This is a genomic window from Tsuneonella troitsensis, assembly GCF_001441535.1.
In the GTDB taxonomy this organism is placed as follows: domain Bacteria; phylum Pseudomonadota; class Alphaproteobacteria; order Sphingomonadales; family Sphingomonadaceae; genus Tsuneonella; species Tsuneonella troitsensis.
In genome coordinates, this window is the sequence record NZ_LMAU01000001.1 from 14,146 (window position 1) to 33,224 (window position 19,079).

At 65.6% G+C, this 19,079-nt stretch carries 20 protein-coding genes and 1 tRNA gene; 6 read left to right on the plus strand and 15 right to left on the minus strand.

Annotation, left to right across the window (positions count from 1 at the left end; translation table 11 throughout):
- Nucleotides 1-186 precede the first annotated feature (186 nt).
- The 4 genes from AR323_RS00085 to AR323_RS00100 all read right to left on the minus strand — a co-directional run bounded on the left by AR323_RS00085 (nt 187) and on the right by AR323_RS00100 (nt 3,731).
- A complete protein-coding gene (locus AR323_RS00085; RefSeq protein ID WP_057881926.1) occupies nt 187-2,193 on the minus strand; it encodes a copper resistance system multicopper oxidase in 2,007 nt (668 codons plus the stop codon).
- 77 nt (nt 2,194-2,270) lie between these two features.
- Nucleotides 2,271-2,510: a hypothetical protein gene (locus AR323_RS00090; RefSeq protein ID WP_057881927.1), complete on the minus strand. Its 240-nt coding sequence runs from the start codon at nt 2,508-2,510 to the stop codon at nt 2,271-2,273.
- Nucleotides 2,511-2,546: 36 nt separating this feature from the next.
- Complete coding sequence (locus AR323_RS00095) at nt 2,547-2,876, minus strand: hypothetical protein (protein WP_057881928.1); 330 nt, start codon at nt 2,874-2,876, stop codon at nt 2,547-2,549.
- Between the two features lie 48 nt (nt 2,877-2,924).
- Nucleotides 2,925-3,731, minus strand: a complete 807-nt coding sequence (locus AR323_RS00100) for a glutaredoxin (RefSeq protein ID WP_235510399.1) — start codon at nt 3,729-3,731, stop codon at nt 2,925-2,927.
- A gap of 14 nt (nt 3,732-3,745) precedes the next feature.
- On the opposite strand from AR323_RS00100, the gene AR323_RS00105 reads away from it, so the two are divergent.
- Nucleotides 3,746-4,150 carry a MerR family transcriptional regulator gene (locus AR323_RS00105; protein WP_057881930.1) on the plus strand — a complete coding sequence of 135 codons (405 nt, stop codon included), beginning with the start codon at nt 3,746-3,748 and terminating at the stop codon, nt 4,148-4,150.
- A gap of 349 nt (nt 4,151-4,499) precedes the next feature.
- On the opposite strand, the gene AR323_RS00110 is transcribed toward AR323_RS00105, so the two are convergent.
- Entirely contained in the window at nt 4,500-4,991 is a 492-nt protein-coding gene (locus AR323_RS00110) for a MucR family transcriptional regulator (RefSeq protein WP_057881931.1), read from the minus strand.
- Between the two features lie 235 nt (nt 4,992-5,226).
- On the opposite strand from AR323_RS00110, the gene AR323_RS00115 reads away from it, so the two are divergent.
- Genes AR323_RS00115 through AR323_RS00125 form a run of 3 tightly spaced genes read left to right on the plus strand, consistent with a single transcriptional unit; the run spans nt 5,227 to nt 7,722 of the window.
- Complete coding sequence (locus tag AR323_RS00115; protein ID WP_057881932.1) at nt 5,227-5,613, plus strand: DUF3489 domain-containing protein; 387 nt, start codon at nt 5,227-5,229, stop codon at nt 5,611-5,613.
- Nucleotides 5,610-6,065 (plus strand): DUF2924 domain-containing protein, encoded by a 456-nt coding sequence (locus AR323_RS00120; protein ID WP_152980274.1) that lies wholly within the window; start codon nt 5,610-5,612, stop codon nt 6,063-6,065. The genes AR323_RS00115 and AR323_RS00120 overlap by 4 nt, the downstream gene beginning before the upstream one ends.
- 7 nt (nt 6,066-6,072) lie before the next feature.
- On the plus strand, nt 6,073-7,722 hold the full coding sequence (locus tag AR323_RS00125; protein WP_057881934.1) for a recombinase family protein: 1,650 nt from the start codon (nt 6,073-6,075) through the stop codon (nt 7,720-7,722).
- Between the two features lie 186 nt (nt 7,723-7,908).
- Here the strand turns inward: AR323_RS00125 and AR323_RS00130 are convergent.
- The 5 genes from AR323_RS00130 to AR323_RS00150 all read right to left on the minus strand — a co-directional run bounded on the left by AR323_RS00130 (nt 7,909) and on the right by AR323_RS00150 (nt 11,091).
- Nucleotides 7,909-7,984 (minus strand) — tRNA-Lys (locus tag AR323_RS00130).
- A 27-nt stretch (nt 7,985-8,011) separates the two neighbouring features.
- Nucleotides 8,012-8,515, minus strand: a complete 504-nt coding sequence (gene folK / locus AR323_RS00135) for a 2-amino-4-hydroxy-6-hydroxymethyldihydropteridine diphosphokinase (RefSeq protein ID WP_083495215.1) — start codon at nt 8,513-8,515, stop codon at nt 8,012-8,014.
- On the minus strand, nt 8,500-9,366 hold the full coding sequence (gene aguB / locus AR323_RS00140) for an N-carbamoylputrescine amidase (RefSeq protein ID WP_057881935.1): 867 nt from the start codon (nt 9,364-9,366) through the stop codon (nt 8,500-8,502). Before aguB ends, folK begins: the two co-directional genes overlap by 16 nt.
- Nucleotides 9,367-9,376: 10 nt before the next feature.
- Nucleotides 9,377-10,105: an SIMPL domain-containing protein gene (locus AR323_RS00145; RefSeq protein ID WP_083495167.1), complete on the minus strand. Its 729-nt coding sequence runs from the start codon at nt 10,103-10,105 to the stop codon at nt 9,377-9,379.
- A gap of 137 nt (nt 10,106-10,242) precedes the next feature.
- Nucleotides 10,243-11,091 (minus strand): class I SAM-dependent methyltransferase, encoded by an 849-nt coding sequence (locus AR323_RS00150; protein ID WP_057882535.1) that lies wholly within the window; start codon nt 11,089-11,091, stop codon nt 10,243-10,245.
- Between the two features lie 102 nt (nt 11,092-11,193).
- Between AR323_RS00150 and msrA the strand changes: the two genes are divergently transcribed.
- On the plus strand, nt 11,194-11,736 hold the full coding sequence (gene msrA, locus AR323_RS00155; protein ID WP_057881936.1) for a peptide-methionine (S)-S-oxide reductase MsrA: 543 nt from the start codon (nt 11,194-11,196) through the stop codon (nt 11,734-11,736).
- Between the two features lie 254 nt (nt 11,737-11,990).
- Here msrA and AR323_RS00160 read toward each other — a convergent pair whose 3' ends face one another.
- Nucleotides 11,991-13,232, minus strand: coding sequence for an RsmB/NOP family class I SAM-dependent RNA methyltransferase (locus AR323_RS00160; protein ID WP_057881937.1), 1,242 nt, complete (start codon nt 13,230-13,232; stop codon nt 11,991-11,993).
- Between the two features lie 57 nt (nt 13,233-13,289).
- Here AR323_RS00160 and AR323_RS14265 point away from each other — a divergent pair, with 57 nt between their 5' ends.
- Complete coding sequence (locus tag AR323_RS14265; RefSeq protein ID WP_083495168.1) at nt 13,290-13,460, plus strand: DUF1674 domain-containing protein; 171 nt, start codon at nt 13,290-13,292, stop codon at nt 13,458-13,460.
- 4 nt (nt 13,461-13,464) lie between these two features.
- Here AR323_RS14265 and AR323_RS00165 read toward each other — a convergent pair whose 3' ends face one another.
- From AR323_RS00165 to AR323_RS00180, 4 genes are read right to left on the minus strand one after another with little or no spacing between them, the layout of a single operon-like run.
- Nucleotides 13,465-14,883, minus strand: coding sequence for a cytochrome P450 (locus AR323_RS00165; RefSeq protein ID WP_057881938.1), 1,419 nt, complete (start codon nt 14,881-14,883; stop codon nt 13,465-13,467).
- 36 nt (nt 14,884-14,919) lie between these two features.
- Nucleotides 14,920-15,942 carry a ferrochelatase gene (hemH, locus tag AR323_RS00170; RefSeq protein WP_057881939.1) on the minus strand — a complete coding sequence of 341 codons (1,023 nt, stop codon included), beginning with the start codon at nt 15,940-15,942 and terminating at the stop codon, nt 14,920-14,922.
- Nucleotides 15,939-18,218: a molybdopterin cofactor-binding domain-containing protein gene (locus AR323_RS00175; protein ID WP_057881940.1), complete on the minus strand. Its 2,280-nt coding sequence runs from the start codon at nt 18,216-18,218 to the stop codon at nt 15,939-15,941. Before AR323_RS00175 ends, hemH begins: the two co-directional genes overlap by 4 nt.
- Before the next feature lie 2 nt (nt 18,219-18,220).
- Nucleotides 18,221-18,991 carry an Mrp/NBP35 family ATP-binding protein gene (locus tag AR323_RS00180; protein ID WP_407701064.1) on the minus strand — a complete coding sequence of 257 codons (771 nt, stop codon included), beginning with the start codon at nt 18,989-18,991 and terminating at the stop codon, nt 18,221-18,223.
- Nucleotides 18,992-19,079 lie beyond the last annotated feature (88 nt).

Sequence of the window (19,079 nt, forward strand, 5' to 3'; positions counted from 1 at the left end):
GGTTCCGACGTTGCTGCGGGCAAAGGCTTGGGCAGCGTGCAATGGCCCATGGCGGCGTGTTGGGGCGTGCAGGTCAGCGCCGCCGGAGCGGACTGCTTGGGCGCCGCGGCCTGGTCCTGGGCGAGTGCAGGCACGCCGGCGAAGGCCGCCAGCGCAAGGAGCGGAAGTCTGTGAAGCGAGATCATCTTACGCGTCTCCATTGTCGGGACGCACGGTGACGACACGCATCATCCCGGCAGTCATGTGATAGAGATTGTGACAGTGGAACGCCCAGTCGCCCTGTGCGTCGAGGGTGACGTCGAAGGTCGCCGTCCCGCCGGGCTGAACGTTCACCGTGTGCTTGCGAGGGCTAAGGGCGCCGTGCCCGGTCACCAGCTCGAAGAAGTGGCCGTGCAGGTGGATGGGGTGCTGCATCATCGTGTCGTTGACCAGCCGCACCCGCACGCGCTCGTTATGGCGGAACGGGATCGGCTCGGCCGGCTCGCTCATTTTCACCCCGTCGAACGACCACATGTAGCGTTCCATGTTGCCGGTGAGGTGGATGTCGAGCTTACGCGACGGCGCGCGCACGTCGGGATTGCGATCGAGCGCAATGAGATCGCGGTAGGTCAGTACCCGATGGCCGACGTCTTCCAGGCCCGTTCCCGGATCGCCCATCCGGTCGACCGGCATCGGCGAGATCGTCTGCACGCCCGGGTTCCTGTCGACCTGCGGCGCGTTGGCGAAGTCGCGCATGCCCATCGAGCCGTGGTCCATCGGAGCGGCAGCATGGCCTGCTGACGCTGGCGCGGGCATCGAACGGCCCCTCGCGGCGTGATCGACGGGAGTGACGGCTGTGGCCGGGTCGGCGCTCGGGCCGTGCCCCATCGCCGCGTGATCCATGCCCGCCATGCCCGCTGCCGTTGCCGTTGCCGCCGCGGCGCCTGTCTCTTTCCAGCCGGTCAGCTTCCACAACTCGCCGGAGGCGTTCTGTCGGGCAGTCGGATCGACGCCGCGCGTCTTCGCAGGGGCAGTTGATCCAATGCCTATCGCGCCATGATCCATTCCGCCATGTCCCATGCCGGAATGATCCATGTCGCCCATGCCCATGTCCTTCATGGTGAGCAGCGGGCGCGGGCGCAGCGGCGGAACCGGCGCACTCATACCCTCGCGCGGGGCAAGCGTGGCCCGGCCCAGGCCTGACCGGTCGCTCGCCTCGCTGACGAAGCTGTAGGCCCGATCTTCGGGAGTAATGACGACGTCGTAGGTCTCCGCGGTGCCGATCTGGAACTCTTCCACGGTCACGGGCCGCACATTGAGGCCGTCGGCCTGCACGACCGTTATTGGGAGGCCGGGTATGCGGATGTTGAAGGTCGTCTGCGCCGAGGCGTTGATGACGCGGAGCCTTACCCGCTCACCTGGCGTGAACAGGCCGGTCCAGTTGTCGTAAGGTCCGAACCCGTTGATGGTGAACGCGTAGGTCGAGCCGGTGACGTCCGCGATGTCCGCCGCGTCCATCCGCATTTGCGCCCATTCCCACCGCTCCTGCGCGGTAAGGTCCTTGCCGGCCATCAGACCCGACAGCGTCATCCGCTGGCGGTTGAAATAGGGCCCGCCCATCTGCTTGAGCTTGCGGTAGATCGTCGCGCCTGCAAGCGGACTGTGGTCCGACAGAACCAGCACATGTTCGCGGTCATAGGCCACCGGATCGGGCCCGGCAGGATCGATCACGATCGGACCGTAGACGCCGTCCTCTTCCTGATAGGCGCTGTGGCTGTGGTACCAGTAGGTCCCCGCGTGGCTGAGGTCGAACTCGTAGTCGAAGGTCGAGCGCGGCATGATGCCGGGAAAGCTGACGCCTGGCACACCGTCCATCTCGAACGGCACCAGGAGGCCGTGCCAGTGGATCGAGCTGTCTTCGTCGAGCGTGTTCTGCACGCGCAGGCGGACGCGCTGGCCTTCCTTCAGGCGGATCAGCGGTCCCGGCACGGTGCCGTTGATGCCGATCGCACGGCTGACCTTGCCGTCGACCTCGACGCTGACCTGGCCGATGGCGAGCGAGATGTCGTTGCCACTGACGGTAGCCAGGGGCCGGACCAGACCTATCGAGAGAGGTTGGGCCCAGGCGGGCAGGGCCTGCGCCAGGCCGAAGCCTGCGCCGGAGACGGCGGCGGCGCGTAGCAGCGCACGCCGACCGAGGACGAGTTCATTCATCGATGGATTCCTTGGGCTCACTGACAGCGACGACCGTCTTCCGACGGAGCAATGCCCCGCCGGAAGTCCAGTGCCGCTTAGTGGTGCGCGTGCCCGTCGGCCGGAGCCGCGGACTTCATATTATGGCCTGCGTGCGGGTCAGCCGAAGGTGCCGAAGTGCCGCCGGCGGGCTTGCCCGACATCTTGTCGCAGCACGCGCACTTCTCCTTCATCTTCTCGCAGCATTCCATCTTTGGCTTTTCAGCGGGAGCAGCCTGGGCGTGCGCGACGCCGGGAAGAGCGATCGCCAGTGCGACCGCGGTCATCAACTTGTTCATGATCCTAAACTCCGTGAAATCTAAAAAAGAGCGATTTCACGCAAGTCTGGGAGGTGGAGTGGGCAGCTTTGCCAGGAAAGCGCGATGTTCGGACGAACGAAAGCCCGCAAGGATCGGTGCGTGAAAGGCTAGTCGCTCGACCGGGGCGGCACCGAGCGGCGTCACTGCAGAACACATCGCGATACAGCACTGCGTCATCGCGCCGGACCTGTCTTCGTCACCGGCATCCTCGTCGCCGCAATGCCCGGTTTGCGCCATCTCGCCATGATCCATCGGCATCGCCGCCATGGCCATGCCCGACTGCATCGCCAGCGGGGCGACCAGCATGGCAAGCGCAGCCAGGAGGAGATGGAGTCGGCGAAGCATCAGGGGGTGTCCTAGGCGTAGGCAAAAGAAGGGTCAAATTTCGTGCGGTCAATGCGTGACTAGCAACGCGGGCTTGGCAAGCATCCACACAGCCATGGCCACCATCATTACGTTCTCGGTTAGGGACACAAAGCCCAGCGGCACGCGGCTGTCGCCACCGACGCAGGCGCATTTGAGTTCGCGCTTATCGATATAGACCGCCTTGAACACCGAGACTGCGCCGATCGCGCCGATGAAGAGCGCAATGGGGATCGAGAGCCACATCAGAGCGCCCGCGAGCATCAAAACGCCGGCCGCCCCTTCCGCGAAGGGGTAGATGCGCCCGTAAGGAACCCATCTTGCAGCGAGCAGATCGTAGTTCAGGAACATGGTCGCAAAGGAATCGATGTCCTTGAGCTTTTGTAGTGCCAGCAAACACATCGAGATTGCGATGAACCATTCGGCGGCGCGAATTGTGAATAGTTCGCCGAGCGAGGCCCAGCTTCCAGCCAGTGCCATCGCCGCCGCCATCGCGAAAAGCGCGATCACCGGCGTATAGGTAACGGCATCCTTGTCCTTTACTTGGCCGCCCAGGTAGCGAACGAGGTCGTCGTGCCCCCCGATACGCTCACCGCCGATGAATATCTGCGGTGTCGTAGCGACGCCATGCTTGGCCTTGAACGCGTCGGTCTCTTCACGTGTGGCGAGGTGGTGATCCTCGACGGAGAAGCCCTTTCGCTTCAGCAAATCGAGAGCCTTGAGTCCGTAGGGACAGACATGATCGGCCTGAACCATTCGATAGAGAACCGCCGCCTTTGTAGGATGACCACTCTTATCCGACATTACATCACTCCTTGTGATCGGGTCGGCACTCATATAGGTTCTGTACTATGGTACAGAGTCAAGCGCCAAATTCGCTCACCATCTCGAAACTCGCCGCCGGCGGAGGTGTGGGGGTCGAGACGATCCGTTTTTATCAGCGCAAAGGGCTGCTTGAGACCCCAACGCGCGAGAGCGGTATACGGCGTTACGGATCAGAGGACCTGCGGAGGCTGCGGTTCATACGGCAAGCGCAGGCGGCGGGATTCACTTTGGAAGAGATCAAAGAGTTGATCGAGTTGGACGCCGGTCACGATCGCGCGCGAGCTCGAGAACTGGCCCGGCTTCGCATCGAGGCCTTGGATACAAAAATGTCTGAACTGAGCCGGGCTCGGGAGGCGTTGCAGAAACTCGCCAAGCAATGTGCAAAGGGCGCGAAAGGACCGTGCCCAATTCTCGCATCCTTTGGCATCTGACGATGGACCGTATTTGGCGCGTCTGCTTTCGGGACCCGCTTCCGGATCGTTCTATGACCTAATTTAGGGCGCAAAGCAGACACCCCTGAAAGCTGGTTATCGACTTCCCCAGCCTTCCGAGCATGGTCAGCTCATGCCCTCTGAAGCCAGCCTGCTCTTCGTTCAGCATCTCTGCCTCCAGGCAGGGAGCATTATGGAGAACGCAAGCGTTCACTTGGCCCACGCGCTTCCAGCCGACCTGGATGAGAGGGCCGCGCGCCTCTTGCGGATTCAAAGGGCCGCAGCCGACATCTCTTCCCTGATGAACGCCGCCGAGGCGTTGAACCGTCGAGGCAACGGACCGACTAGGTCACCCCGCCTTGGGCTTCCTGGCACCGCGGGGAGCCGAAGCAGCGCCCTTTCGCGCGCCGGGCCTCTCGCCCGGCTTTCGGCCAAGCCCGATCTTCTTCGCCATGTCGCGACGGACCTGTGAGTAGCTCTCGGACACCATCGGGTAGTCTACCTTGAGGCCGTAGCGCTCGCGGTATTGCTCCGGTGTCATGCCATGCGTCGATAGATGCCGACGCAGCGTCTTGTACGGCTTGCCGTCTATCATCGAGATGATGTGGTCTTTCGAGGCGAGCGATTTCCGGACCGAGACGGCCGGCTTATACTCAGGTTCATCGGGTGCCCCGTCGGATTCAGTTCCCGAACCAAGACTGGTGAGCGCGCCGTAGACCTTCTGGAGAAAGGCGGGGACTTCGTCAGCCGAAGCATTCGTATTCGGGTTGGACAACCACGCGATCGCCAGATCAGTCGCGAGCTCAAGCGGGCTGGACAGATCGTTCTCTTCGGCCACCATCGTTCTCCTTATTAAGATCTGCGATCCGAACTAGCATCACGCTGCCTTGCGTCAATCACCGCGAAATATTCGCAGCGGTTAGGACATTCCATTCGACTTCGTTGGCAGACGAAGCATTGGTGTCTTTACTGAATCGCAGCCGACCCGGTTGGCTGAGCCCCCCGACGACACGCTCGGTCGGGGCTGTGGGTGGTGGGAGCAGCGAAGGTCGCTGCCCGCATCAGGAGCGTCACCCATGACCAGCATCACCACAACCAAGCCCTCGACCAAGAACCCACGTCGCATGGCGCGCGCACCGCAGGAAAAGGTCGAAGTTGCCCAGTCTCCAGGCGGGCTGCCTGGCCAAGCTGCTGACGCTCCTCTTCCGGATGGAGATGCTGCGAAGCCTGCGACGAAGTCCGCCATCGTTATCGAGCTGCTGATGCGCAGAGAGGGCGCAACACTCGAGGCGATGGTCGCAGCCACCGGCTGGCTGCCCCACACGACACGCGCCGCGCTGACCGGCCTCAAGAAGAAGGGCATGACGATCAGCAGCGAGAAGGTGGACGGCGTCCGTAGGTACAGCGCGGACCTGCCCGACAAAAAGGTGGAGGTGGAGGTTGGCGAGGTAGCAGGATCGTGAACCTCGCAGCTCGGATGCAAGCTATCGAGGCCATGTCCGGCAAGGAACTCAAGGCGGAGTGGGAACAGTTGATGAAGTCGCCTGCTCCACCAGCATTCGGCAAGGGACTGCTCACCCGTGCCCTAACTTACCATCTACAGGAGAAGGCATTCGGCGGATTGCCGGGTGCAGACCGCAGACGCATCCGGTCGCTCGCAGCCCGTCCCGATGGCTCGCCGACTGATGCCGGGCAGCAGCAACTTCGCCCCGGAACCTGGCTGTCGCGGACGTGGCACGGCGAAGTCCATCAGGTCGTGGTGCTCGAACACGGCGTCGATTACCGCGGCGCAAGATATTCCTCGCTCAGCGCCGTCGCCCGCGAGATTACCGGCGCGCACTGGTCGGGCCCGCGCTTCTTCGGGCTGCACTCTCCACGGCTCGGCCCGCTCGGGGTCACCGCCAATGCGCAGTGACACGAGGATGCTGCGCTGCGCGGTCTACACCCGCAAGTCGACAGACGAGGGACTCGAGAAGGACTTCAACAGCCTCGATGCCCAGCGTGAAGCGTGCGAAGCCTACATCCTGAGCCAGCAGCACGAGGGCTGGTCGCCGATCGCCGAGCATTACGATGATGGCGGGTTCTCGGGTGGTGACATGGAGCGCCCTGCCTTGCGGCGGCTTCTTGCCGCGGTGAAGGCCGGACAGATCGACGTTATCGTCGTGTACAAGATCGACCGCCTGACCCGGAGCCTTTCCGACTTTGCCAGGATCGTCGACATCCTCGACGCTGGAGATTGCTCGTTCGTCAGCGTGACCCAGTCGTTCAACACCACCAGTTCGATGGGTCGCCTCACACTCAACGTCCTGCTCTCCTTTGCCCAGTTCGAGCGTGAAGTCGCGGCCGAACGCATCCGGGACAAGATTGCGGCCTCCAAGAAGCGCGGCATGTGGATGGGTGGGCCGCTGCCGCTCGGCTATGAAGCCATCGATCGCAAGCTCGTAGTCGTACCGGAAGAGGCCGAGACCGTTCGCGATATCATGCGGCGCTATCTTGCAGCCGATGGCGTCCCCTCGCTCGTCGAGGAACTCGAACGCAACGGTATCTTCAGCAAGCGGAGGAAGATGCGGGACGGCTCCATTGCCGGAGGGATACCATTCCGACGCGGTGCGCTCGCGCATCTGCTCTCCAATCGCGTGTACCTCGGGCTCACCACGCACAAGGGACAGGCGTACGAGGGGCAGCATAAGGCCATCGTCGACCGCGAGTTGTTCGATGCCGTGCAGGCGAAACTCGAAAGGCGCGAACATGACCGCTGGAGCGATCAGGACTCCGAAGCCATCAGCGTACTGGCGGGGCGCATCCGTGACCAGCATGGGCGTCCGATGGTCCCGACCCACACGCGCAATCATAGCCGGCGGTATCGCTACTATGCTTCGATTCCTCGCGATGGCAGCAACGAGCCTGCAGTGCGGATGCCCGCGATTGAACTCGAGCATGCGGTGACCAAGGCCATTGTCCAGAAGCTGGAGAACCCTTGGTCGCTTCGGGAGCAATTCGACCGGCTGCCTGATGACGTCCGGACCAGCGCTGCATCCGCGGTCGTCAGATTTGCCCGCGAGCTTAAAGCGTCCAGCGGTATCGATCGCAAGCGGATGCTTGCAAAACTCAACCTGGAAGTCTGCGTATCCTCGAAGTCCATCGAGGCCGCGATTGAGCTGAACAGCCTATTCCCATCTCACTCTGACGAGATGCCCGCCAAGCTCCGGGCAACAATCAGTGTTCCCGGCTCCCTTGTTCGCTGCGGTCACGAGCTCAGGTTGAAGCTTGAACCGCCTGCAGGTGATCCATCACGTCAGCAGTCAGCACTGGTCGATCTCATCACCCGGGCGTTCGAAGCGCGGGAGCAACTGATCTCCATGGATGACGGCGAGGTTGCGTCCATGCCGAATCGGCAGCGGCGGCATCTCGAGCGCACGGCACGGCTCAGCTATCTTGCCCCTGATATCATCAGGGGCATCCTCGATGGCAAACAGGGGCCAAACCTGGCAGCGCGCAACATGGTGCGCATGGCGTCGCTCCCGCTCGACTGGGCGGCGCAGCGCCGGGCCCTGCAGCTCGAGCCTAACTGACCCAATCCATTCGTAGGACAGGTTTTCAGCCCGAGAGACGCTTGGACCGGAATCTCGGTTGGTTTCGCCAAGCGAGACCGCTTCGTAGAGCGGCCGCTGAATCGGCCGCTCCAAAGTCGCGGAAATGCGGGCGAAATTTGGCACAGTCAGAGAATTGCCGGCAATCGCGGAAAACTCTGGACTGCGTGGTGAGCCCTGCTGGGTTCGAACCAGCGACCTACTGATTAAAAGTCAGTTGCTCTACCGACTGAGCTAAGGGCCCAAACGCGTGGCTTGGCGCGTGGGCGCCCTAGGCCAGCGGATCCGCGCGGGTCAAGCGTGCTTGGAGTTGGGCGAGAGTCAGGCCGGTGATCGGGTCGCGCCAGTCCGATGCGATTTGCGTTGCGGGGGCGAGCACGAAGGTGCGGGCGCGGAATTGCGGATGCGGGACGATTAGCCGCGGTTCGGCCCACGCGCCGCCGCTCCACAGCACGATATCGAGGTCCAGCACCCGCGCCCCCCACCGTGCGCCGCGGCGGATACGGCCGAAGGCGCTCTCTATGTCCTGCAACAGATCCAGCAACTCCGGTGGATCGAGCGAGGATTCCAGCACGGCGGCGGCGTTGGCGTAGCGGCGGCGCGATGGCCCGAGCGGCGGGGTTTCGATCACGCGCGAGACCGCTTCCACGTCCAGCCCCGCGTCCTGCAGCGCCTCGATCGCAGCCGCCAGGACTTCTCGCGGCGGGCCGAACCGCGGGTGGCGGACGTTGGAACCCAGCGCGATCAGGTACCTGTGGGTCAGATATCCTCGCAGATCCGGCCGTAGAGTTGCGGACGGCGATCGCGAAAGAAGCCCATGCCGGCGCGGTGCTTTGCCGCACGATCGAGATCGATCGCGGCGACCAGAACGCCGGTTTCGCCTGCGCCGAATTCGGCCAGGTAATCGCCCCACTCGTCCGCGATGAAGCTGTGGCCGTAGAAGCGCTGGCCGTCGCCTCCGCACTCCTTTTCGGTGCCGATCCGGTTGGCGGCGATCACCGGCATGCAGTTCGATACGGCATGGCCCAGCATCGCCCGGCGCCACATCCGGCTGGTGTCGAGCTCCGCGTCGTAGGGTTCGGAGCCGATGGCGGTGGGATAGAACAGCAGCTCTGCGCCCATCAGCGCCATGACGCGCGCTGTTTCGGGATACCACTGGTCCCAGCAGATGCCGACGCCGATGCGGGTGCCGGCGACGTCCCACACCTTGAACCCGTCGTTGCCGGGGCGGAAATAGTACTTCTCCTCGTAGCCCGGCCCATCGGGAATGTGGCTCTTGCGATAGGTGCCGAGGATCTCGCCCCGCTCGTCGATCATCGCCAGCGTGTTGTAATAGTGGTGCCCGTCGCGCTCGAAAAAGCTCGTCGGGATCGCGACCTTCAACCTTGCGGCGAGCGCCTGCATCGCCGCGACCGAGGGATGCTCGGCGGTCGGCCGGGCGAGCGCGAACAGCTCCTCGTCCTCGACCTTGCAGAAGTAGGGACCGGAGAACAATTCGGGCGGCAACACGATGCGGGCGCCCTTCCCGGCGGCCTCTTCGACGAGGGCCGAAACGGCGGCGATGTTCGCCTGCTCGTCCTGCGAGGACAAGTCGAGCTGAAGCGCGGCGACGGTGACGATAGCCATGCGGCGCGGACTATTTCGCTCGCAGCGCGAAGTCCACCTGAATGAACACGTCGGAGGCCGTGGTGCCGAGCATCACGCGCGGCGGCATCACCGCCGGCGGAGGGGGCTGCGCCACCGGCACTGCCATCCGTGGAGACGACGACTGCTCGGTCTGGATCGCCATCGCATCGGCGCCGCGCAGGTAGGTCTGCCCCTGCTGTCCGCCTGCGTCACGGATGTAGATCACCCGCGCGATCTCCATGTCGGCGGCTTCGGCATAGGCTTCGGCACGATTGCGCGCCGCCTTGTACGCGTTGGCATAGGCGACATTCGCGACGGCCTCGGGATCGGTCATCGACAGGTTCGGCCCGGACAAGACGTTCGCCCCGGCCTCGGTCACGGCGGTAACCGCTTCGCTTACCCGGTCGGCCCGACGCATGGTGACGTTGACCACGTTCGACGCCTGGTATTGCCCGCGGCGCGCTCCGTATTCGACGCGGCTCACGCTGACGGCACGGGTCTGGATGTCCTTTTCGTCAACCCCGACCTTTTCCAGCGCGGTCACGATCTCGGCGATCTTTGTTGCATTCGCGGCGCTTGCGGCGGTGGCGGACGCGGCGAACGTCTCGATCCCGGCCTGGAATTCGGCCTTGTCGGGCCGACTTTCGGCATGGCCCGACGCGCTGACCGAAAGCAGGGTTTCATTTCGGTCGATACCGCGCGGATCGGGGGGGCGTTTCGCCGCAAGCCGCAAGGGCAAGCGGAAGCGCCGTAGCGGCTAACAGGGTACGGATCGGCATGGCGGCTCTCCCGGGCGGCCCAATTGCCACCCGGTCGCCTTATTTTCGCCGCAATGTGAACCCGCTGTGAATGTTACCTTGTAACATGCATCTGCCGTCAAGCGCGCTTGCGGAACAACAGGGTCATCCGGTCGGTCTCGCCCAGGTTTTCGAGTTCTGGGCGCTTCGTCCGCCACGACGGCTTCATCTCCCACACGCCCTCGGCGTGGTTGGCCGGGTCGTTCGGGTTGGCATTGGTGTCCGCGCTGCCGACGAATTCGAAGCCGTTCACTTCCATGAACTTGATCACGTCCGCCTCGCGCAGATAGCCCTTGCTTCCGTCGGCGTAGCTGTACGGCGCATCGGGCTTCGCACGGTGCTGTTCGATGCCGATCATGCCGCCGGGCTTGAGCAGTTCGCGCATCGCCTTGATCTCGCTATCGGCGATGTTCCAGCGCATCAGGTTGTGCATCATCCGCATCACGAGGATGCGGTCGAACGTGCCCTTCTCGGCTTCGGGCAGGTTCTCGAGCGTCATGCCGGCAAAGCGGTCTGCCGGAATGCCGGACCAGCCGGCGATATCCGCCGGATACTTTGCCGCGCCGTCGCGGATGCCCTGCTGCGACTGGGCGTTGAACGGGCCCGATGTGGGATTGAAATAGAGCCCGACGAGCTTGCCCTTCGGCCCGAGGTAAAGGCCAAGGAGGCGTGAGTACCATTCGCCGCCGGGTGCATATTCGCCCACCTTCATGTCGGGCGCGACCTGGAAGAACGTCAGCGTCTCGCCGGGCTTGCGCCACTGGTCGCGCGCGCGGTCGGCATCGCGTTTCGGATCGGCGACCGCTGCGGCAAGTACGGGGTCGACCGTGATCGCGGCCGAATTGGTCACCGGCTTTGCGTGATGGTCGGCGGCAGCAGGTACGGCAAGTGCGAGCAAGGGGATCGTGCAAAAGGCGAGCAGGCGCATGGAAGTCTCCCGGGTTTCGTTGCGAGCAGCTTTATCGGCATGGCGAGCGATGACAAGCGCCGCCGCCATTCCTATCTGGATGGCCGAAGGAGATTTTCGAAGATGAGCGAACAGGCGATCGTTGCCGGCGGGTGCTTCTGGTGCACCGAGGCGGTATTCCGCGACATTGTAGGCGTAAGCCAGGTCGAGAGCGGATATATCGGCGGGCACACGGCGAACCCCACCTACAAGGAAGTCTGCTCGGGCAGCACCGGCCATGCCGAGGCGATCCGCGTCACCTTCGATTCCGCGATCATCACCCTGCCCGAGATCTTCGACGTGTTCCTGGGCACCCACGATCCGACCCAGCTCAACCGCCAGGGCAACGACGTCGGCACCCAGTACCGCTCGGCGATCTTCCCGACGGACGACGCGCAGCGCGCCGAGGCCGAGGCGGCGATCGCCCGCTGGAACGCCGATCATTCGGGCCAGCAGGCCGTGACCGCGATCGAAGGTCCGGCCGAATGGTATCCAGCCGAGGACTATCACCAGGAATACTGGGAAGGCGAAGGCCAGCGGAACCCCTATTGCCTCGCGGTGATCCCGCCCAAGCTGATGAAGCTTCGCAAGAGCTTCCAGGACAAGGTGAAGGGCGAGACCGCCTAGCGGTTCGCCTTCGCCCTGCGGGCGTGGCCATCGGAGCATTTTCCTACTCGCGCGCCGTGTGGCAGCGTGCTCCGTATGGATTGCGCCGGGAGAACAGTTGACGGACGAGGTTGCTGCGTCGGGTCGGCGGAGAAATGGAAAGTCACGCCTAATGCGGTGAGAAGCGCCTCAACCCGTTGTGATAACGATAGAAAATCTCTCGGGCGAGTTTCAAAAAGAGCCGCAAATCCGTGACATGCCAGCGAGAATCGCGTTCAGTCCGGATGGCGCCAACGGGCCACGAAGAACCCGTCGAGGCCGCCGGCGTCGGCCAGCATCGACGGCTCGGTCCGGAGCCAGCCCTCGGTCGTCGGGAGGAGGCCGGCGGGCAGTTCACCCGGGGCGATGGGCAACGGTTCGAGGTCTACGCCGGCGACTTGCGCCTCGCCTTCTTCGGGTTCGAGAGAGCAGGTGGCGTAGACCAGCGTCCCGCCGGGCGCGAGCCAGCCTTGCGCGCGGCCCAGCAAGGCGGCCTGCAGGTCGGCCATTTCTTCGATCTGGCGCGCGCCGATGCGGTGCAGCACGTCGGGATGGCGGCGGCAGGTGCCCGTGGCGGTGCACGGCGCATCCAGCAGGATCGCATCGTACGGGCGCGCCGGTTCCCACGTCAGCGCATCGGCGGCCACGACTTCGGCGGACAGGCCCGTGCGTTCGAGGTTCTCGACCAGCCGGTCGAGGCGTTTCAGACTCTTGTCGAAGCTCGTCACCTGCCAGCCCGCGGCTGCGAGCTGCAGCGTCTTGCCACCTGGCGCGGCGCAAAGGTCGAGAACGCGGCGCCCCTCCCCCTTTCCCAGCAGCCGGGCGGGAATGGTCGCGGCAAGGTCCTGCACCCACCATGCGCCTTCATCGAAGCCCGCCAGCCGCTCGACCGCCGTGCCGCGGGGCAGGCGAACATGGCCCGGGGCAAGCGACACTCCGCCGAGTTCTTCGGCCCAGCGCGCGGTGGCGATCCAATCGGCCAGCGCGAGGTCGAGCGGCGGAGGCTCGGCCAGCGCGGCGGCGATGCGCGCGGCCTTTTCACCCCAGCGCGCGATGACTGCGGCCGGAAGCGTCGGCACTTCGGGCAACGCCGCGTCCTGCTTCGTCAGCGCGGAGAAGACGCCGTGCGCAAGGCGCCGCGGGCCACCGCTCAGCAGCTCGAGCCCGGTCGCGATCGCGGCGTGCGGCGGAGTGTCCAGCCTGTACACCTGGGCCAGCATCATCCGCAGCACGGTGCGCGGTTTCGCATCGTCGGGCAGGACCTGCTTGGTCGCGCTGTCGATCAGCGCGTCGAGATCGACCAGCCAGCGCAGGCTCTCTCCGGCGATCGCCCGGGCAAGGCCGCGGTCGGACGGGGTCAGGCCCTTGGCGAAGCTTCGCTCGGCCAGGTCCAGCGTCTCGCCCCGGCGCAGAACCGCGTCGAGCATCCGCAACGCCGCGGCGCGCGCCGCCAATCCCTGAACTTTTGCCTGAGCCATCGCGCACGCCCCTATCGGCGATTGCACTCCGGCGCCAGCGCGCCCATCTCATGGGACATGACCAAGCGTGCCACCCAGCGTCCCGCTCAGTTCGTCAAGCCTGCCCACTGGTCGAACGACCCGCCGCCGGCTCCCGCCGAGCCTCCCGCACCGACCGGGGCGGAGGAGGAGCTGAGCCCCACCCGCTACGGCGACTGGGTCCGCAACGGCATCGCGGTGGATTTCTAGGAAGTCAGAGCGGCTTCAGGGTGATCCTGAGACCGTCCCTGGGCTTGGGTATCGGCCACGGTTGCCACTCGGGCACGTAGCCGTCCTCGACCTCGATCCGGTAGCGCTGGAGCATCTGCGCCATGAGGATCTTCACCTGCATGTAGGCGAAGTGCAGGCCCAGGCACATGTGCGCGCCGCCGCCGAAGGGCACCCAGGCGTACTTGTGCCGCGCCTTCACCTTGTCCGGCGTGAACCGCATCGGATCGAAGGTTTCCGGGCTGTCCCAGTAGTCCTCCATGTGATGCGTCAAGTGGACGTTGAATCCGCACGCCGCGCCCGCCGGGATCCGCACGCCCTTGAACTCGAAACTGCGCAGCGCGCGGCGCGGGATCGAGGGGACCGGCGCGATCAGGCGCAGCGATTCCTTGAAGGCCATCTCCAGCAGGTCGAACTTCGGCAGGTCGTCGTAAGTCGCGCCGCGTGGATTGCCCTTCGCATCGGGACCGCCGGTGACCGCGAACACTTCCTGCCGGACCTTTTCCTGCCACTCCGGGTGCTTGGCGAGCAGCCAGACGAGGCTCGTGGCCGAAGACGTGATCGTGTCATGCGCGGCCATCATCAAAAAGTTCATGTGATCGACGACCTCGTCGATCGGCAGCATCTTGCCGTCCTCGCTCGTGGCGGTGGCGAACTGGCTGAACATGTCCTGCCCCAGCCCCTCGCCCGCGCGCCGCTTGAGGGTTTCCTGGGTGAAATAGTCGACGAGAAACTCTCGCCCCTTCACGCCCTTGCGCATCTGGGTGAACGGCAGCGGCTTGCGGACCGGGGTAATCGAGGCCTGGACCATGTCCACGAAGGCCTGGTTGATCTTCGCCGATTCCGGCCCCCAAGGCACGCCGATGAAACTGTCGGCAGCCAGTTCGAGAGTGAGTTCCTTGATCGCCGGATAGAACAGCATCGTGCCGTTCCACTTCGCGACCTCGGCCGCGATCCCGCGATCGAGCGCGTCCGCATAATGCCGCATCGGCTCGGGCTTGAAGGCGATCGACAGCGCGCGGCGATCCGCGCGGTGCTTGTCGAAGTCGAGCAGCATGAGACCGCGCGGGAACAACTGGTGCAGCGTCGGGCCCCAGCCCTGTTCGGAAGAAAAGTTCTTGTCGCGATCGAACAGGAGAAGCTCGTTCGCTTCGGCCCCGATCAGCATCACGTGCCAGTAGCCGATCGTCTTGTTCTTGTAGACCGGCCCGTACTTGCGGAACATGCCCCAGTGGAACCCGTGAGGGTCCTTCAGCATCCGGAACAGGTTGCCGATGACCGGCGGACCGGCATCACCCGGGATGTGCGCCAGATCGGCATCGGTAAGCCGCCCCTCGGACCAGTGCGCGGGGGAAACTTCGGCAGGACGGTGCGGCGCAGTGATCGGTTCGGCGAGCGTCGCCATGGGTGGCTCCTTGAAACTTACCCTGTTGTAAGTGGGCTAGAGCCAGCCCGCAAGCTCCCGCCGTACAAGCGTTTCGAGCATCGCCATTCCGTGCTCGCCGGCGTTCAGGCACGTCAACGCGGTGAAGTGCGTTCCGCCTGCGTCGGTGAACTGTTCGAGACCGCGGATGGCCAGTTCCTCGAGCGTTTCGAGGCAATCCGCAGAGAAACCCGGCGCGGCCACCGCGAGCCGGCGGGTGCCCGCCTTCGCCTCTTCCTCGAGCATGTCGTCGGTCGCCGGTTCGAGCCACTTGGCCCGGCCGAACCGGCTCTGGAACGTGGTGACGATCCGAAGGCCCGGTCGGGCTAGGGCGCCCTCCAGCAATCTTGCCGTCTTGCGGCACTGGCAATGGTACGGATCGCCGAGGTGGAGCGTCCGCTCGGGCATGCCGTGAAAGCTGAGCAACAGCACCTCGGGCTCGAAGTCGAGCGCATCGAGCTGCGCGCCGAGGTCGGCGGCGAGCGCATCTATGTGAACCGGATCGTCATGGTAGGGGGGCAAAGTGCGGATCGCAGGTTGCCAACGCATCGTCCGCAGTTTGTCCGCAGCCTTGTCCACAACGGTCGCCGTCGTCGCACCGCTGTATTGCGGATAGAGCGGGGCGAGCAAGATCCGCTCGCACCCTTCGTCCATCAGCGCCTGCATCTCGTCGCCGATTTCCGGCCTGCCATAGCGCATCGCGTGGCGCACGCGGACGCCCGGCCCCAACCGGTCCTGCAAGCGCATCGCCTGCTCCGCGGTGATCGCGGCGAGCGGGGAACCCTTGTCGGTCCAGACCTGCGAATAGGCTTCCGCACTCTTCTTGGGGCGCGTGTTGAGGATGATGCCGCGCAGGATCGGTTGCCAGATGAGCGGCGGGATTTCGACCACGCGCCGATCCGAGAGAAACTCCGCGAGATAGCGCTTCACCGACTTGGTATCGGGCGCATCGGGCGTGCCCAGGTTCACCAGGAGTACGCCGATGCCTCCGCTCCTGACAGGCGGGTGATCGGCAGGCAGCGATGGCGGTTGCCAGGTCATAGGCCCTCGGAGAGCAGGGGAAGGCGGCGCAGGCGCAAGCCGGTCGCCGAGTGGAGTGCATTGGCGATGGCCGGAGGCGCGACCGCGACCCCGATCTCGCCCGGGTCGGCCGGCGGCCCGTCGCCCGGCACTATCTCGATTGCGATCTCGGGACAATCCGCAAGCGTCGGCAGATTGAGGCTGGCGAGGCGCCCGCTTGTGGGGAGACCCGCCGCGTATTGCAGCGCCGAACCGGTCGCGAGGCTGGCTCCGAACACCAGTCCGCCCTCGATCTGCTGGCGAGCCATGTCGAGATTGACCACGCGCCCCAGATCGACGGCGACCGAGAGCCTTTCGACCCGGACGCCGCCCTCGCCCGCGCGCGCGGTCGCCACGCAGGCGATCCTGGCGACCGGGCCGCCGCCCGCCGGGTCGCCAATGCGCCAGCAGGCGATCCCGTTGCCGCTCTGCCCCGCCCCGCCGTCCCACTGACCGAGCCGCGCGGCCCGCTGGAGGCATTCGGCCAGTCGCGGGTCGGCGCCGAGCATCGCCATGCGAAAGCTCAGCGGCTCTCGGCCGACGCGCGCTGCCAGTTCATCGATGAAGCTTTCGATCAGGAAGGCGAGGTAGCCGTCGGCATTGCCTCGCAGCCGCCCGCTCGGGAGGCCGACATCGACCGGAACGTGGTCGATCGCCACATCGGGTATCGCGTAAGCCGGAAGGGCGCCCGCGAACGCGAGCGGATCGGGGCCTGCGTCCGCCGCCCGGCGCGCCGCGAGAGCGGTCTTGTTGCCGAACAGCCGCGCCCCGAACTCGGTCGTCGTCGCGGGCATCGCGACCCGCAGACGCAAGGCCGTGGGCGTTCCGTCTTCGATCGCGGTCCAGGCGCTCGCCAGGCAGGCGAGGGGTGCGCGCGGACGCCCCGCGACATGCTCCTGCCAGCGCGACCAGACAAGCTGGACCGGCGCGCCCACCCTGGCGGCAATCACCGCTGCCTGGATCACGTGGTCGTGCTCGAGCCGCCGGTCGAAGCTTCCCCCGGCGGCCACCGGGTAGAGCACGGTGTCCTCCGCGCTCAGTCCTACGGCCTTGGCGGCAGCGGCCTTCGCCTGGGCAGGCGCCTGCGTGGCGGCCCACAGTTCCAGCCTCCCATCCGTAATTCGGGCCGTGACACTGGCCGTTTCCAGCGTTGCGTGGGTCGCGGGCGCGATTTCGTAACGATAGGTGGCTTGCGGTTCGTCCCGGTCGGCATCGCCGCCACCCCGGGTCGCGATCCTTTTCGCATCGCCCTGTGTCAGCGCCTGGTCGAGGGCGGTTGCGATACGCTCGCTGCTGGCACGCCCTGTGGTGCGCCAGACCGGGCTCATGGCCGACAGCGCCTTTTCGGCCGACCACCAGGTATCCGCGACCGCCGCGATCCAGCCGCGCGCCTTCACGACGTGCCGCAATCCGGAAACGCGTGCACCCGCTTTCTCGTCGAAGCCGAGAAGCTCGGTATCGCCGATCGGACCGTGCCGGATGGCGGCGTAGAGCATGCCCGGCATCCGGACGTCACCGGCAAACGTGAACGAACCGTCCACCTTCGCGGGCAGATCGAGGCGCGGGAAGCGCACGCCCTCCGCTTCCGCTACCGGGTCGGGCACCTCGCCATAGGCTGCGGACTTGAGCGGCGGCGGATCGGGCGGTTCGTAAGCCGCCGCATCTTCGGCGAGCGCGGCGAACGACAGGTATTTCTCTCCATGGAAAACAAGGCCGCCGCGCACCTCGCATTCCTCCCACGACACGCCCCAGCGATCGGCGGCGGCCATGCAGAGCATCGCCCGCGCCGCTGCGCCGGCCTTGCGCGCGGGCGCTTCGTAGGCCGCCAGCGCCGTGCCTTCGGCGGTCGCGGTGAACCCGGTCATCCCCGCCCAGCGTTCGGTGACGAGCGCATCGGGATCGTCGGCCAGGCCGGCGGCGAACGGCATCCACAACGGAGCCCATTTCGCCGCAAGCGGGAGATTCGGGTATGCCCCCGATACGGGCGCGGGCTCCACCGCCACCGTGCGCCAGTCCGCGCCCATTTCGGCGGCGACGACCTGCGGTATCAGCGTGGTAATGCCCTGCCCCATCTCGAGCTGCGGGACGGCGACGGTCAGTACCCCGTCGCGCGCCAGCTTGAGCCAGGCGGAATAGGCCCACTCGCCGCGTCCGGGAGTGAGCGGTGTGCCATAGTCGCGCGGCCACAGCCCCCAGGCGACGAGCAAGCCGCCGCCGACCGCGGCTCCTGCAAGGATGCCCCGGCGGCTGAGGTGCATCGCTACCCGGCCCTCTTGTCTAGCCAGTCCGACACCTGCCCGCCGATGCCGGCGAACAGGTTGGCGACCTCGCCCTCGCCTGCAGCGGGCGGCTCTCCCGCGTCGCTGGCCTCGCGCAAGCTGAGCGTGAGCGGTATGCGTCCGAGGAACGGCAGACCGGCGGCTGCGGCTGCCGCCTCGACCCCGCCCCGCCCGAACGGATCGCTGACCTCGCCGCAGTGTGGACAGGCGTATCCGGCCATGTTCTCGACCAGACCGATGACCGGGATCGAGCCTTTGGAAAAGAGCTCGGCGGCGCGCTGCGCGTCGATCAGCGCCAGATCCTGCGGCGTCGATACGATGACCGCGCCCGCGGGCTTGTGCTTTTGCAGCATCGTGATCTGCACGTCGCCGGTGCCCGGCGGGAGATCGAGAAGCAGCAACTCGACCCCGTCCCAGTGCGCGTCGATCAACTGGCCGAGCGCGCCGCTCGCCATCGGACCCCGCCAAGCCAGGGCCCGTCCCGGCTCCACGAGGTGCCCCATCGACAGCATCGGCACGCCGAAGCGGCTCTGCACCGGCACCAGCTTGTCGTCGCGCGCTTCGGGCCGCTGCCCCAGCGTATCGAGCAGTGTCGGCTGGCTGGGCCCGTAAATGTCGGCATCGACGAGGCCTACCTTGCGCCCAATCCGCGCCAGCGCGACCGCCAGGTTGGCGGTAAGCGTGGACTTCCCCACACCACCCTTGCCGGATCCCACGGCAATCATCAGCGGCTTGACCGGCTTGTCAGCCATGACCGCCACCCGCACCTCCGAAACCCCTTCGGATTGGCCGAGCAGGTCCTTGACCGCAGCCTCCAGATCCGCCCTCGCGCTTGCCGCC

Coding starts and splice junctions, on each gene's coding strand:
- AR323_RS00085 (WP_057881926.1), bottom strand. CDS start 2,193: ATGAATGAACTCGTCCTCGGTCGGCGTGCGCTGCTACGCGCCGCCGCC.
- AR323_RS00090 (WP_057881927.1), bottom strand. CDS start 2,510: ATGAACAAGTTGATGACCGCGGTCGCACTGGCGATCGCTCTTCCCGGC.
- AR323_RS00095 (WP_057881928.1), bottom strand. CDS start 2,876: ATGCTTCGCCGACTCCATCTCCTCCTGGCTGCGCTTGCCATGCTGGTC.
- AR323_RS00100 (WP_235510399.1), bottom strand. CDS start 3,731: ATGAGTGCCGACCCGATCACAAGGAGTGATGTAATGTCGGATAAGAGT.
- AR323_RS00105 (WP_057881930.1), top strand. CDS start 3,746: ATGGTACAGAGTCAAGCGCCAAATTCGCTCACCATCTCGAAACTCGCC.
- AR323_RS00110 (WP_057881931.1), bottom strand. CDS start 4,991: ATGGTGGCCGAAGAGAACGATCTGTCCAGCCCGCTTGAGCTCGCGACT.
- AR323_RS00115 (WP_057881932.1), top strand. CDS start 5,227: ATGACCAGCATCACCACAACCAAGCCCTCGACCAAGAACCCACGTCGC.
- AR323_RS00125 (WP_057881934.1), top strand. CDS start 6,073: ATGCTGCGCTGCGCGGTCTACACCCGCAAGTCGACAGACGAGGGACTC.
- aguB (WP_057881935.1), bottom strand. CDS start 9,366: ATGGCTATCGTCACCGTCGCCGCGCTTCAGCTCGACTTGTCCTCGCAG.
- AR323_RS00150 (WP_057882535.1), bottom strand. CDS start 11,091: ATGCGCCTGCTCGCCTTTTGCACGATCCCCTTGCTCGCACTTGCCGTA.
- msrA (WP_057881936.1), top strand. CDS start 11,194: ATGAGCGAACAGGCGATCGTTGCCGGCGGGTGCTTCTGGTGCACCGAG.
- AR323_RS00160 (WP_057881937.1), bottom strand. CDS start 13,232: ATGGCTCAGGCAAAAGTTCAGGGATTGGCGGCGCGCGCCGCGGCGTTG.
- AR323_RS14265 (WP_083495168.1), top strand. CDS start 13,290: ATGACCAAGCGTGCCACCCAGCGTCCCGCTCAGTTCGTCAAGCCTGCC.
- AR323_RS00165 (WP_057881938.1), bottom strand. CDS start 14,883: ATGGCGACGCTCGCCGAACCGATCACTGCGCCGCACCGTCCTGCCGAA.
- hemH (WP_057881939.1), bottom strand. CDS start 15,942: ATGACCTGGCAACCGCCATCGCTGCCTGCCGATCACCCGCCTGTCAGG.
- AR323_RS00175 (WP_057881940.1), bottom strand. CDS start 18,218: ATGCACCTCAGCCGCCGGGGCATCCTTGCAGGAGCCGCGGTCGGCGGC.
- AR323_RS00180 (WP_407701064.1), bottom strand. CDS start 18,991: ATGGCTGACAAGCCGGTCAAGCCGCTGATGATTGCCGTGGGATCCGGC.